This is a genomic window from Bacillus sp. FDAARGOS_527 (genome assembly GCF_003812125.1).
GTDB classification, from domain to species: domain Bacteria; phylum Bacillota; class Bacilli; order Bacillales; family Bacillaceae_G; genus Bacillus_A; species Bacillus_A paranthracis.
The window spans coordinates 1662440-1677271 of sequence record NZ_CP033795.1 but is presented as its reverse complement, the minus strand read 5'-3'; the positions used below and the strand labels follow the sequence as shown (position 1 = coordinate 1677271).

The window sequence follows — 14832 nt, the reverse complement described above, 5'->3', positions numbered from 1 at the left end:
TGTTAATGATTTGTAAGGAAAGGAACTACATAATGAATAAAAATATATTAATTATTGATGATGATAAAGAAATTGTTGAATTACTTGCTGTTTATTTGCGAAATGAAGGCTATAACATTTATAAAGCATATGATGGCGATGAAGCATTACAAATGATTTCTACATATGAAATTGACCTTATGATTTTGGATATTATGATGCCAAAACGAAATGGATTAGAAGTTTGCCAAGAAGTTCGTGAAAATAATACTGTACCTATTCTTATGCTGAGTGCAAAAGCAGAAGATATGGATAAAATATTAGGTCTTATGACTGGTGCAGACGATTATATGATTAAACCATTCAATCCATTAGAATTAGTAGCTAGAGTGAAAGCTTTACTACGAAGATCATCTTTCCAAAATGCTACTTCTCCCAAAAATGAAGATGGTATGATTCGCATTCGTTCTGCTGAAATTCACAAACATAATCATACTGTAAAAGTAAATGGAGAATATATTAAACTTACATCTATTGAATTTGATATTTTATATTTACTTGCGAGTAATACAGGACGAGTATTTAGTTCCGAAGAAATTTTTGAACGTGTTTGGAATGAAGATGGTTATGGTTCAAATAAAACTGTAATGGTCCACATTAGTAATTTACGGGACAAACTTGAAACAGGAATGAATGGAGAAAAATTTATTCATACTGTTTGGGGAGTAGGCTATAAAATTGAGAAATGAAGCATTTGATATATTAAAAGATATCCCGAAATGGAAACTTATTTTTTGGCTCTTATTAGCTATCACACTCACTCCTATTACTGAATTAATTATATATCGCCTCGTTACGAGTGTAATTGAGAGTTCGCTTACGTTAAGCGAACTTGGCAAAGAATTCATTAGAATTTTTGGTTATGAAAAATATAAAGGAATAAAAGAATCTCTATGGATGATGATTGTCTCTTATTTATTTTTATTTTCTATTTTCTCATCTTACCTATACATTTTTTATCGTCATGAAAGAAAGCTTTACTATGAAACTTGTATAAAAAAAATGATAGAAGAGATTCGCTATATTGCAAATGGAAACTTCAATCATAAAGTTTCTATCGTAAACCATAATTATCTAGAAGAGTTAGCAAGCGGGGTTAATCAAATTGTTGAACAATTGAAAGTCTCGATTGATGAAGAAAGACAGGCAGAACAAGCAAAAAGCGAACTGATTACAAATGTATCGCATGATTTACGTACTCCACTTACCTCTATAGTTGGATACGTGAATTTAATCCACCATGATAATTATAGAGATGAAGTAGAATTACGTCATTATATACAGGTCATTTACGATAAAGTAACTCGTCTTAACGCATTAATGAATGATTTGTTTGAATATACACGTGTTCAAAATAAAGAATTAAGTTTATATTCTGTCCCTATTGATATTGTGGAGCTTCTTGGACAATTAACAGTTCAATTTCGAATACAGCTGCAAGAGGCTAATATTGATTGTCGTCCCTTTTTCCCATCAAAGAAGCTAATGGTATTAGCTGATGGAGACAAATTAGTACGCGTATTTGAAAATCTAATTATTAATGCTATCGCTTACGGTAACGATGGTGATTATATTGATATTACTGCTTATGAAAGTAATAATATGATCGCAATCGATATAACCAATTACGGCCAACCTATTCCAAGTACCGATTTACCTCATATTTTTGAACGTTTTTATCGCGTTGAGAAATCGCGCTCTACAAACACTGGTGGATCTGGACTCGGATTGGCAATTGCAAAAAGTATTGTCGAATTGCATAAAGGAACAATCGAAGTGTATAGTGATGACAAAAAAACAACATTCACTGTAAAACTACAACCATATAAATGTTAATACAGCTTAATTTTAGGTCCAATTTCTTACGATATAAGAAATTGGACCTTTTATTTTCCAGTAACATCCAAAATTTAATAATCCTTTATAATTCTTTAGAAATTCTTTACCTTTTCTTTCTTCCTAATTAAGCATTCCTTTTTACAATATTATTATCGATGTCATAATAGGAGGATCGCTTATGCAATTCTTAAAAAAATTCACAATTTTATTATTATCTTTTGTTATTACTGCACTTATCGTTTTATATTTTTATCTTTATGTAAATGGCCCAATTATTCAAGCTAAATCAGCTATTTTAATAGATGCTCATTCAGGTGAAGTTGTTTATACAAAAAATGAAGAAACTCCTATACAATCGGCTACTTTATCTAAATTAATGACTGAATATATCACACTGGAACAACTAAATGAAGGAACTATACAGTTAGATGAAGTAGTAAAAATAAGTAACGAAGTTTTCCGAGCAGAAACGAGTCCTATACAAGTAACTTCGAAAGATAAAACGACGGTTCGTGATTTACTTCATACACTGTTATTGACAGGAAATAATCGTTCCGCACTTGCTCTTGCAGAACACATCGCTGGAAACGAAGATAAATTCACACAGTTAATGAATGAAAAAGCAAAACACCTAAAGTTATCACAATCATCTCCGTTTCTAAACGCTACTGGAATGAATAACGATACAAATAAACTTTCAACTACAACAGCAATTGAAGTTGCTAAACTAGCAACACAATTAGTAACAGACTTTCCAGATGTACTGAACGTTACAAAACTAACCTCTTACCAGTTCACCTTCAAAGATACGAAAGTTTTCAACACCAATAAAATGATATATTCCCTTAATAAAAACATTAAACACCAAGGTGTTGATGGCTTACAAACTAGTTTTTCAACTAATGGTAATTATAGTTTTGTCAGTACAGCAAAACGAGGAGATACTAGACTTATTTCAGTAATATTAGACGCCGATAATGAAAACAGCACTTTTATTGAAACTAAAAAATTACTACAGTACGGCTTTGACCCCTCCTCGTACTCTGCACTCCAAGCATTTAAAGATGCTGTTACATCTTGGACAGTTTTGCTTCAGTTTAAAAATTTGATCATACAAACATTGTTGATTTTCTTTATTATTACAATTTTAATGTTCTTACATATACGTCAAAAAAAATCCGAGGATTTCAACTAGGAAATCTTCTTATATATAAAAAACGGCTTACATTTACAATGCAAGCCGTTTTCTAAATCTATAGTCCTCTCCCAATTAAATTCGCTGAAACAGGCTGAAGATTTAACTCCCTCGCCCATATAGATAACTGACCGATATGGTGAATTTCATGTACAATTACGTGCCTTAAGACCTCACCATATGTATATGTTTTATCTGTCCATGAAGCTTTTAATATTTTACCTTCTAAGTTAGCTGACCATACTTGTAAAAAATCTTCTATTTCTCTTTTATATAAATCAGATAACGCTTTCACTTTTTGGATAGATTGATACTCTTTAAACTGCGGTGCCCGATCTTCTTTTTCTTGAAGCGCATTAATCCAGCTATACTCAACATCAACAATATGAAATAATGTTTCTAAAATACTTCCAACACCACCAACACGTTTGCGGAGTAATTCTTCCTCTGAAAGTTGCTCACACCACTTAAACCAATCATCTCTTACTTGCCAATTGTATCGAAATAAAGTGTACACATTTATCTCTCCCCTACCTCGATTATCCACTTTACAGCATCTATTATATATTGCGGCTCATCTTTTTGAATACTTGAATACATTTTAAAATCATCAACTTGTACATATCCCTCTATACATTTAACCATGGACGATTACTTCTCTCCGATAAAGTTCTTCTTCAATTTGATTAATTATTTCATCTATAGATAAAGCTCCATCCAAAACAATATCTGAATTTGGCTTTACAGTATGAAGCGCCTCCAAATAGCCTTTTCTAGCATATGTTATATAATGCTTTAAATCATTATGTATTTCACTCATTGTATCTTCTTTAAAATCTCGCAAAATTCTTCTAGCCATCGCAATATCTAAAGGCGTATCGATAAATATAGTTACATCAATGAACTGTCGCATTTCACTATTTAAGTATGCAAAAGGATAATCTACAATAATATAATCTACATTACTATCTCGTATAAGATGCTGAATATCCTTAATTAATGGTGTGAGTACCCATTCATTATAATTTGCTCCATCATCAATCCATTTACAAATATCTGCAGGACAGTTATCAAAGTTATAGCTATCAAAATATAGAGCTTTTGAATTCATTAATTTATGAGTTAATCTTTCAGTAACAGTAGTTTTACCTCCTCCTGAAACAGCTGCAATTGTAATGATTTTCGTCTTTTTATTCATCATTTTCCCCCAATCCCCTTTTAATTAACATAACATAATTATAGAAAACAATTATATTTTAGCTCTCCATTCATATTCTAACATACTCATTTCCCATAAATTCCAATACGTTTCCCCTACTTTTTTTGAATCCCTTAATAAACCTTCTTTTACAAATCCTATTTTTTCATAACAAGAAATGGCGGACGTATTAAAATCATACACACCAAGTGTTACTCTATGTAGTTTTAATTCTTCAAATGCAATATGAAGTACTGCCTTCATCATATGTTTCCCTATAGAACGTCCTCTCATTTTTGTATCACCAACTAGCACTTTTCCAACCCTTGCAGACTTATTAATATTGTCTATTTGCCCAAGTGAAATATGACCAACTACTTTCTTAGACTCCTCATCTATTACTTTAAATGCAAGTGTATTTGAGCTTTCTATATAATTTTCTAATTGTTGTTCATTTAGAGGATATGTAAATGCATTTCCTGACCATTGTATTAAAAACGCTTCAGAGTCAATCCAACCCATTAATTGTTTGAAATCAGACTTATTAAAAGTTTCCAGTTTAACCACTTTTATGCTCCTTTCATACATCATACTTTATAGCCCCAAACCTATTTCTATATAAATAATATATTCTCCTTTATATGAAAAATTAAAATAAAGCCATTCTTAAGAATGGCTTTACAAAAAAGCGAAATTACTCTTTTCCCTATGTCAATAATGGTTCAATCGCTTCAATTTTACAAACTGAAATAATTACTGTAACTACCCCAGCACTATTAGCAAGCTTTACAACATCACAAGTGACGGAAGAAACAGTTCCTGCATAATTATTACTTCCTGTTGTAATACGCACTGATCTGTTTACTAACTTTCTCAGCTCATCTCTAATTCCTTGTACACAGCAACAGTCACATGCCTTATTTTGCTCTTCATGTTCTTTTTTACACTCTTCAAAAACATCCCAACAATCATCCTGTTTGCCTGAACACTGTTTACATGAACACCTTTTTCTAGAATTACTATAACGAGATCCCAAAATCTCACCCCCTAGTCATTTCTATTAATATAGTATGTCCACTAGCTTCAAAGTGTATGAGGCAAAAACATAGAAAAGAAAAAACAAACACATGTACTAAACTATTCTGTATACATAAAAACTGACCTCTAACAATTAGAGGTCAGTTCACATTATACATGCTTTAATTTTATAATTTACTAGACTGCAACCCCTGAATAAACGGAACTACCTCAGGATTCACAAGTGACGATAAATCACCTAATTCTTTCCCTAAATAAGCAGCTTTAATGACACGTCGCATTACTTTAGAATTACGCGTTTTCGGTAAATCTTCTACAACATGAATATCTTTTGGACATAATGCTTTTCCAATATGAGAGTTTACTAAACTCATTAATTCTTTCTTTAATTCACCTGAGAATGTTACATTGTCTCTTAATACTACAAAACAATGACAAACTTCACCTTTTACATCATCTGGTACACCAATCGCAGCAGCTTCTATGACATCATTATGCTTCACAAGAATAGATTCATATTCAGCAGGTCCAATGCGTTTTCCAGCAATGTTTAGCGTATCATCTGAGCGTCCTGTAATAATATATTGTTCACCATCATAAACCACCCAGTCACCATGAACCCATTTATTTTCAAAACGTGACCAATATGTGTTCACATAACGCTCATCATCTTCCCAGAAACTTTTCGTCATACCAACCCAAGGTTTCTCTAAACATAATTCTCCAACTTCATCACGAATCGGATTGCCCTGATCATCGAGCACAACCGCTGCCATTCCTGGTAAAGAAGCGTTAAAGCTAATCGGTGCAATTGGTTTAATAAGGACGTTTCCGAAAATTCCACCAGAAATTTCAGTCCCGCCTGAATAGTTACAAATTGGTACATTACTTTTTCCAACCGTTTCAAATAGCCACATCCAAGGATCTGGATTCCAAGGCTCGCCTGTTGAGGCGAATACTTCTAAACTCTTAAGCGAATGTTTATTTACATACTCATCACCTTTTGCCATTAACGCACGAATTAATGTTGGTGATATACCGAGATGTGTAATTTCATATTTATCAACTGTCTCCCATAAACGATCTGCTTCTGGGAAATCCGGAACGCCTTCGTACATAACCATTGTTGCCCCATTAATAAGAGAACCGAATAGTAAAAATGGTCCCATCATCCATCCCATATCAGTTACCCATAATACGCGGTCACCTTGTTTAATATTCATTCCGAACCCCGCATCAAAAGCTGCCTTTAAGGGAAATCCAGCATGAGTATGTACTGTCCCTTTCGGTTTTCCAGTTGTACCTGATGTATAAATGAGCATTAATGGATCATCACTATGCATTTCTTCAGCATGTACAAATGGCTTTTCTTTTTCTAACGTACTCCATGAGAAATCATAATTATGCGGTGTAAAATCATTTCCTGCATGACGCACGATAACAACTTTTTCAACAGTTGGACAATGCTCACAAGCCTTATCTACTTCGTCTTTTAATGAAACAACTTTACCTCGGCGTGAAAAACCATCTGCAGTAATAATCATTTTAGATCCTGCCGCTTGCACACGTGTCATGACTGCATCAGACGCAAATCCTGAGAATATTGGTGAAATAATTGCTCCGATCTTCATAACCGCTAGCATCGCAACAACTGTTTCTGGAATCATCGGCATATAAATTGTGACACGGTCACCTTTTTCAATACCTGCATGTTTCAAACCGTTTGCAACGCGACTTACCCAGCTATCAAGCTCTTCATATGTAAATGATTTTGAAGTTCCATTTTCCCCTTCATACTGAAGTGCTGGTTGTGTTCTTGTTTCATCGTCTGCAAGCCAGCGTGATAAAACCGATTCTACAACATTACATGTTCCGCCATTATACCACTGTGCAAACGGCGTACCATTTTGCAGGTCTAACACTTCTGTATAAGGTTTCATCCATTGATAGCCAACCGCTTTCTCAGCTTCTCCCCAAAACCAAGCTGTTTCTTCAATAGATTTATTATAAAACGTTTCATAGTCTTCATACCCCAATGATTTCATCCAACCATATAAGCGTGTTTTTTCTTTATACTCTTCTGTTGGAAACCAAACTGCTTGTTTCAATGTTTTCCCCTCCTTAACTTTTTGAGCAAGAAAGCCCTAAATAGGGCTTTTAAACTGGATAAACAGGATGTTTACGATCCGTAAATACTTGATATTTACTCATATACATTTCGAATCGTCCTTTTAACTCTTCTCTTAAATTGTTTGGATGAACAATACCATCAATGACCATCTCTGATGCTAAATGGTAAATATCAATATCCTTCTTATACTCTTCGCGTTTTTCAGCAATGAAGCTATCACGCTCTTCTTCTGGTAAAGCTGCAATCTTATTTGCATATACAGCATTGACCGCGGCTTCTGGACCCATTACCGCAATAGAAGCTGTCGGTAATGCTAGGCAGCAATCTGGCTCAAAGGCTGGACCTGCCATCGCATATAAACCAGCACCATATGCTTTACGAACAACGATAGAAATTTTCGGTACAGTTGCTTCACTCATTGCGGAAATCATTTTTGCACCGTGACGAATAATACCAGCACGTTCTACTTTTGTACCAATCATAAATCCAGGTACATCTGCAAGGAACAATAACGGAATATGATATGCATCGCATAAATTAATAAACTTCGCTGCTTTATCAGCTGAATCGTGGAATAATACGCCGCCTTTCATTCGCGGTTGATTTGCAATAATACCTACTGGCTTACCATCAATACGTGCTAAACCTGTAATGAGTTCTTGAGCAAATAATTTTTTCACTTCATAGAAAGAACCTTCATCAATAACTCTATTAATAAGATCTTTCATATTGAAAGGAGCATTTTGATTTTCTGGAATGATTTCTTCTAACGTTTTATCGAATTGTTTCGGTTCTTGAGGTGTAACCAATGGAGTCTTTTCTAAGTAGTTATTTGGAAAATATGAAATGTATTGTCTTGCTTGTGTAATCGCATCTTCTTCTGTCTTACATAAAACATCTCCGCATCCTGATACAGAGCAATGCATACGAGCTCCGCCCATCTCTTCTAAAGTTACCTTCTCACCGATAACCATCTCAGCCATACGAGGAGATCCTAAATACATAGATGCATTTCCCTCTACCATCATTACAACGTCACAAAAGGCTGGAATATAAGCACCACCAGCTGCAGAAGGTCCAAATAATAAGCATACTTGCGGGACTTTACCTGATAATTTCACTTGATTATAGAAGATTCTTCCTGCCCCGCGGCGCCCTGGGAACATTTCAACTTGATCAGTAATACGCGCCCCAGCAGAGTCAACTAAATAAAATAAAGGAACACGTAATTTTTCTGCCGTTTCTTGAATACGTAAAATCTTTTCAACTGTACGTGCGCCCCATGAACCAGCCTTTACCGTAGAATCATTTGCCATTACGCATGCAGTACGACCATGTATTTTTCCCGTTGCTGTTATAACACCATCAGCAGGTAATCCTGTTTGTTCACAATTTGCAAATAATGCATCTTCTACATATTCACCATTATCAAATAAAAGAGCTAAGCGATCTCGAACGAATAGTTTACCTTTCGCTTTGTTTTGTTCATGATATTTTGGTGCGCCGCCTTGTTTAATCGTTTCAACTCGTTCTTCAAATGTATTCGATTGTTGTTTTTGGTCTAACATATTTACTCCCCCTTATACATTGGTGTGCGTTTTTCCTTGAATGCCTGTAATCCTTCTAATCTATCTTTCGTATGGATTACACCTTCATACGCTTGTTTTTCCATTTGTAATCCGGTATGTAAATCAACTTGAATACCGTTTGAAATTGCTTCTTTCGCTAATCGAACAGCAATCGGACCATTACTAGCAATTTTCTCTGCTATTTCAATCGCTTTCTCTTCAAGTAAATGAGGTGGTACAACAAATTCTACTAGACCATATTCTTTTGCTTCTTGTGCTGAAATACGTCTACCTGTATAAATTAATTCTTTCGCTCTACCAACACCAATTAATCTTGGCAAACGCTGCGTACCACCTGCTCCTGGTATAATTGCAAGTGTAGTTTCAGTAAGACCAAGACTTGCAGATTCAGCCGCAATTCTAAAATCACAAGCTAAACTTAATTCCGTACCACCACCAAGTGCGATTCCATTTATAGCAGCAATAACTGGCTGTGGTAATTGTTCAACCATTTCCATAGTAGTGCGAATCATACTAACAGCATGGCGAACTTGTTCTTCATTCATGCCAGCACGTTCTTTTAAATCAGCACCAGCACAAAACACTTTTTCACCAGCACCTGTTAGAATAACTACACGAGTATTTGACTCTTCATTTATTTGAGTTAAAATGTTTTGTAACTCTTCTAATAAAGCTAAAGATAATGAGTTGGCTTGTCTTTCACGATCTAAGGAAATCTTTACAACGTGAGGTGTTACATAATCAACTGAAATGTTTTGTAATTGTAGCATCTTCTCACCTACTTATCGTTTTATGTTGAAGCGCTCTATACACATGACTCGGTAATTGGATATTTAATTTACTCTGAATAAATTGACTCGCTCTCAATAACTTCTCTTCATCAATATTCGTTTGGATACCTAACTTATGGAGCATATGAACTAAGTCATCAGTTGCAACATTACCTGATGCTCCTGGTGCATATGGACATCCCCCAAGGCCACCACAAGAACTATCAAATGTTGTAATACCATATTCTAAAGACTTTACTACATTCGCAAGAGCCATTCCGTACGTATTATGGAAGTGCATTGCAAACTGCGAAGCATCATATTTCTTTAATAAATGCTCTAAAACTTGCTCTACTTGTAGTGGATTTGCTACTCCGATTGTGTCGCCAAGAGATACTTCATAAATGCCGTATGAAAATAGTTGATTACATAATTCGTCAACTGCTACGAGACTTATATCCCCTTCATAAGGACATCCAAATACAGTAGAAACATAGCCTCTTACTTTTTTCCCTTCGAATAATGCCTGTTTTGTTATATCTTCAATTACAACTAATGCTTCTTTAATGGATTTATTAATATTACTTTTATTATGAGATTCACTTGCTGATAAAAAAACATTCACCTCATCTACATTTTGCAAAAAAGCTCGTTCCAAACCATTTTGATTTGGAACAAGCGCTGCATATGTAACATTAGGATCCCTTTTCAGCTCAGAAAACACATCATTTGCATCTGCTAATGCAGGGACCCATTTAGGGTGAACGAATGAGGAAACTTCAACGTACGATAATCCAGCCTCTGTAAGTAGTTGAATCCATTTTACTTTATCTTTTGTGCCAACAATCTTTTTTTCATTTTGTAAGCCATCACGTGGCCCGACTTCTTTAATGACAGCAAAATTAGGTAGTTTCAATTCGCTTCCCCCTATATCTCCCTATTCAATTTCTAGTAATACATCTCCTTCATTTACAAAATCGCCTTCTTGCACATTAATTTTCATAACTGTGCCAGCTTCTTCTGAAACGATTGGAATTTCCATTTTCATAGATTCCAAAATGACGACATCTTGCTCTTCCTCTACTGTATCTCCTACTCCTACAACAATCTTCCATACATTTCCTGCCATCGATGCATATACTTTCGTCATCATTTTTTCCCCCTTAGTATTGTTAAATCTTATTTTTTAACAAGTTGTTTCGTTACAAAACCCGTTGTATAAATACCACTTTTGAACACATCATCTTCCAATACTTGAAGCAGCATTGGCGTGTTCGTTTTAATACCTTCTACTTTTAATTCTTCCAGAGCATCATGTAATTTCGAAATTGCTTCTTCACGCGTTTCACCATGAGCAATGACTTTCGCAATCATTGGATCATAGAAAGGTGTAATCGTTACTTGATTCTCCAAAAAGTGATCGATACGTACATTTGTTGGAAGCGTTAAATTTGTAATTTTCCCAGGTGATGGGAAGAAAGTTTTCGGATCTTCTGCATAAATACGTGCCTCAATGGCATGACCACTACGTTTTACATCATCTTGTGTAAACGATAATTTTTCACCACATGCAATTAGAAGTTGTTGTTCTACAAGATCTAAACCTGTAATTTCTTCTGTAACTGGATGCTCTACTTGTAATCTCGTATTCATCTCTAAGAAATAGAAGTTCTTCTGATCATCTACTAGAAACTCAACTGTACCAGCATTTGTATACCCTAGAGCTTTGGCAGCTTGTACAGCAACTTCACCCATCGCTTTTCGTGTACCTTCATCTAAAAATGGTGAAGGTGCTTCTTCAATTACTTTCTGATTTCGGCGCTGTACTGAACATTCACGCTCCCATAAATACACTGTGTTACCATGTGTATCTGCTAAAAGCTGAATTTCAATATGATGTGCATCTGCAATATAGCGCTCTAAATACATTTCTCCGTTACCGAAGAAGTTTTGTGCTCTCGTTTTGTTGCTTTCAAATGCTTTGGTGAGCGTTTGCTCAGTTTCCATCAACTGCATTCCAATGCCTCCGCCGCCTGCGGATGCCTTCAACATTAATGGGTAACCAATTTGTTTAGCAATTTCAATTGCTTCTTCAGCAGTTTCAATATTTGTAGTAATACCCGGAACTACTGGCACATCTGCAGCTTGCATCGCAATACGTGATTCGATTTTACTTCCCATCTTCGTAATGATTTCTTCTGATGGACCGATAAATACGATTCCTTCTTCTTTACAACGAACCGGAAAAGATGGATTCTCAGATAATAATCCATACCCCGGGTGGATTGCTTCAGCATTTGTCTTCTTAGCTATTTCAATAATTTTTTCAAGGTTTAAATAGCTTTCTTGGACACGTGGCCCACCTACTAAGTAAGCTTCATTTGCCATTTTTACATGCAAGGCATTTTCATCTGCCTCAGAATAAATAGCAACAGTGCGAATGCCAAGTTTTTGACAAGTTTTCATAATACGAACTGCGATTTCCCCGCGATTAGCAATTAATATTTTTTGAAACATAGTGATTCCTCCTTTTTATCTACATCCTAAATGTCTAGCAATTACGAGACGTTGAATTTCAGAAGTTCCTTCACCAATTTCTAATAGTTTTGCATCACGAATATGTCGTTCTACTTCATATTCACGCATATAGCCGTATCCACCGTGAATTTGTACCGCTTGATTTGCAATACGACTAGCAGCCTCAGATGCGAAAAGTTTTGCCATAGCCGCTTCTTTACCGAACGGTTTATCGTTATCTTTTAACCAAGCTGCTTTATGTACTAAATTACGCGCTAGCTCTACTTCAGTCGCCATATCAGCTAATTTAAATTGAATCGCTTGGAAATTAGAAATTGACTTTCCAAATTGTTGACGTTCTTTCGCATATTGCAATGCACGTTCAAATGCAGATTGCGCAATACCAACAGCTAATGCTGCGATTGAAATACGTCCTCCATCAAGTGTATATAGGAATTGTTTAAATCCTTTATTTACATCACCAAGAATATTTTCTTTCGGTACACGTACACCATCAAGTACGATTTCACAAGTATTAGAAGCACGTACGCCCATCTTATCGTAAGGGCTTGAAATCGTTAACCCTTCACTAGTAGTCGGTACGATAAATGCAGAAATACGTTTTCTACCATTCTCTTCAACACCGTTGACAGCGGTTACAATAATTGTATTTGCATACTCTGCATTTGTAATCCAACACTTCTCACCACTAATAACATACTCGTCTCCGTCTAATATAGCTTTCGTTTGTGTGCCACCTGCATCAGATCCAGCATTTGGCTCAGTTAGTCCGAAAGCACCTAACGTTTTGCCTGATGCCATTGGAACTAAATATTTCTGTTTTTGTTCTTCTGTACCGAAATAATAAATTGGAGAAGCACCTAATGAAATTGTTGCAGCGTAACTTAATCCTGTTCCACCACAAGCACGACCAATTTCTTCAACTGCTAACGCGTACGATACTGTATCGCCACCTGAACCTCCATACTCTTCTGGGAATGGGATGCCTAATAATCCTAGTTCGCCCATTTTTTGAAATGTTTCATATGGAAACTCTGCAGTTTTGTCATAATACACAGCTTTCGGTGCGATTTCCTTTTCAGCAAAGTCACGTACCATTTCTTTAATCATTTGTTTTTCGCGAGTTAGAGTAAATTCCATTCCGCTACACACCCCTTATCGAATATTGAGTTTCGACAGCGTGCGAGTTTCTACTACAAACATTACGAATGAAAAGACAAGAACATTAGTTAGATAATTGTTATAATTCTGTCATAATTTAATTTTAAAACAGATTCTGTACTAATGCACAAAAAAATTCCTACATTGTTCTACAACAACATAGGAGTTTTCTTGTCGAATTATGTAATTTTATGTTTAATAATCTCTACCTTTACCTGAATCTGAAATCTCTACTAAAGCTTCAGGATATGGTTCGAAATATGTTTGTCTTAATAAATACTTTTCATCAAATCGAAGAGCCCATGATTTTAAAATCGCAAGTAAGCTACTAAGCGGAATTTTCTTTTCTATATACTTTTGTATTAAATTTAAAAAATGATCTTTTTCTTGTTTTTTCAGCTTTGTTTTAAAGTATCCAAAAATATGCTCACATACATTTACATTTGATGTATAGCGGGGTGTGCGCATAAACAATTCATATAAAGTCTTCTCATAGTTTTCAAATACAACTTCAATCTTTTCATTTTTGTGATTTGCAATTATACGCCCTAATTCCTTTTGTTTCACCTGATTATATGCCATAAATAAATATTTATTATCCGACTGAAACGATACAAGATCTTTCATATTTTTATTATGTTTAATCATCTTGTAATATGCGATTGTAAATAGCCTTGTAAAGAAGTGTTCTCTAATAATAAAATTCGACAATCTACCTTCTTCTTCAATTGGAAGATGCGAAAAATTTTTTAATACTGCACCACCAAATAAGCCTGGTCCTTTTCCTTTTGCTGGTGCTTTTTCAAAACCAGAATAAATTTTCACATCACGCGTACCACAACTTGGTGAGCGATTCTTTAAAATAAAACCATCTACATCAGATATCGTTTGTAAAAATTCATTTGAAAATTGATTCATTTTTTCAGTGACGTCTTCTCTTGTAGACGGTTGCACAAGCCTATTCACACCACTTTCTTCTACAATGCGTATCGTTTCACGAGGAGTCCCCAATCCAATCTCGACTTCTGGACAGACAGGTATAAATGTAACAAATGGCTGCAAATTTCGTATTGTTACATCTGGAATCATCTCTCCATTATAACGACAAGCATCAAATTCTAAACATTTACTTACGACGATTGTTGGTTTTGCAAATTGTCGCATCTCATTACCTCCTTAGTGCTAGTCCGTATAATATAAATTGTACTAAGATTAACATTTTAAGCAAAGTTTGATTCATTTAATTTTATGACAAATATATATCAAATAATATATTAGCAATCGTTCAACTCTATTTTCTATAAATGTGCGCTCTATAATGATGGTTTAGATAC

At 35.0% G+C, this 14832-nt stretch carries 15 protein-coding genes and 1 pseudogene; 3 read left to right on the top strand and 13 right to left on the bottom strand.

Going from position 1 to position 14832, the window contains the following annotated elements; all coding sequences use genetic code 11:
* Window positions 1–32: 32 nt before the first annotated feature.
* The 3 genes from EGX95_RS10995 (at window position 33) to EGX95_RS10985 (ending at window position 3073) form a co-directional block, all read left to right on the top strand.
* Window positions 33–728, top strand: coding sequence for a response regulator transcription factor (locus EGX95_RS10995; RefSeq protein ID WP_001038811.1), 696 nt, complete (start codon window positions 33–35; stop codon window positions 726–728).
* Entirely contained in the window at window positions 718–1875 is a 1158-nt protein-coding gene (locus tag EGX95_RS10990) for a sensor histidine kinase (protein WP_001243301.1), read from the top strand. The genes EGX95_RS10995 and EGX95_RS10990 overlap by 11 nt, the downstream gene beginning before the upstream one ends.
* 181 nt (window positions 1876–2056) lie before the next feature.
* Window positions 2057–3073: a D-alanyl-D-alanine carboxypeptidase family protein gene (locus EGX95_RS10985; RefSeq protein ID WP_001160078.1), complete on the top strand. Its 1017-nt coding sequence runs from the start codon at window positions 2057–2059 to the stop codon at window positions 3071–3073.
* Window positions 3074–3131: 58 nt separating this feature from the next.
* Here EGX95_RS10985 and EGX95_RS10980 read toward each other — a convergent pair whose 3' ends face one another.
* From EGX95_RS10980 to EGX95_RS10925, 13 genes and pseudogenes are all read right to left on the bottom strand, one after another.
* On the bottom strand, window positions 3132–3590 hold the full coding sequence (locus EGX95_RS10980) for a DinB family protein (protein ID WP_000288276.1): 459 nt from the start codon (window positions 3588–3590) through the stop codon (window positions 3132–3134).
* A gap of 2 nt (window positions 3591–3592) precedes the next feature.
* A pseudogene (locus EGX95_RS30375) lies at window positions 3593–3661 on the bottom strand (alpha/beta hydrolase); the annotation flags it as partial.
* 49 nt (window positions 3662–3710) lie between these two features.
* A complete protein-coding gene (locus EGX95_RS10975) occupies window positions 3711–4271 on the bottom strand; it encodes a nucleoside/nucleotide kinase family protein (protein WP_002080528.1) in 561 nt (186 codons plus the stop codon).
* 51 nt (window positions 4272–4322) lie between these two features.
* Window positions 4323–4862, bottom strand: a complete 540-nt coding sequence (locus EGX95_RS10970; protein WP_000990081.1) for a GNAT family N-acetyltransferase — start codon at window positions 4860–4862, stop codon at window positions 4323–4325.
* 115 nt (window positions 4863–4977) lie between these two features.
* A complete protein-coding gene (gene exsK, locus EGX95_RS10965; RefSeq protein WP_000535714.1) occupies window positions 4978–5307 on the bottom strand; it encodes an exosporium protein ExsK in 330 nt (109 codons plus the stop codon).
* Between the two features lie 169 nt (window positions 5308–5476).
* Window positions 5477–7417 (bottom strand): AMP-binding protein, encoded by a 1941-nt coding sequence (locus EGX95_RS10960; RefSeq protein ID WP_000806496.1) that lies wholly within the window; start codon window positions 7415–7417, stop codon window positions 5477–5479.
* A gap of 49 nt (window positions 7418–7466) precedes the next feature.
* On the bottom strand, window positions 7467–9008 hold the full coding sequence (locus tag EGX95_RS10955) for an acyl-CoA carboxylase subunit beta (RefSeq protein ID WP_000886752.1): 1542 nt from the start codon (window positions 9006–9008) through the stop codon (window positions 7467–7469).
* Between the two features lie 2 nt (window positions 9009–9010).
* Entirely contained in the window at window positions 9011–9799 is a 789-nt protein-coding gene (locus tag EGX95_RS10950; protein ID WP_000939790.1) for an enoyl-CoA hydratase, read from the bottom strand.
* 4 nt (window positions 9800–9803) lie between these two features.
* Complete coding sequence (gene mvaB / locus EGX95_RS10945; protein ID WP_000775430.1) at window positions 9804–10715, bottom strand: hydroxymethylglutaryl-CoA lyase; 912 nt, start codon at window positions 10713–10715, stop codon at window positions 9804–9806.
* A 21-nt stretch (window positions 10716–10736) separates the two neighbouring features.
* The gene (locus EGX95_RS10940; protein WP_001985297.1) at window positions 10737–10952 is read right to left on the bottom strand and encodes an acetyl-CoA carboxylase biotin carboxyl carrier protein subunit; all 216 of its coding nucleotides are present in this window, start codon (window positions 10950–10952) and stop codon (window positions 10737–10739) included.
* A gap of 26 nt (window positions 10953–10978) precedes the next feature.
* A complete protein-coding gene (locus EGX95_RS10935) occupies window positions 10979–12316 on the bottom strand; it encodes an acetyl-CoA carboxylase biotin carboxylase subunit (protein ID WP_000486740.1) in 1338 nt (445 codons plus the stop codon).
* Window positions 12317–12331: 15 nt separating this feature from the next.
* Entirely contained in the window at window positions 12332–13477 is a 1146-nt protein-coding gene (locus EGX95_RS10930) for an acyl-CoA dehydrogenase (RefSeq protein WP_000397274.1), read from the bottom strand.
* 216 nt (window positions 13478–13693) lie between these two features.
* Complete coding sequence (locus EGX95_RS10925) at window positions 13694–14662, bottom strand: YbgA family protein (RefSeq protein ID WP_001248653.1); 969 nt, start codon at window positions 14660–14662, stop codon at window positions 13694–13696.
* Window positions 14663–14832: the final 170 nt, after the last annotated feature.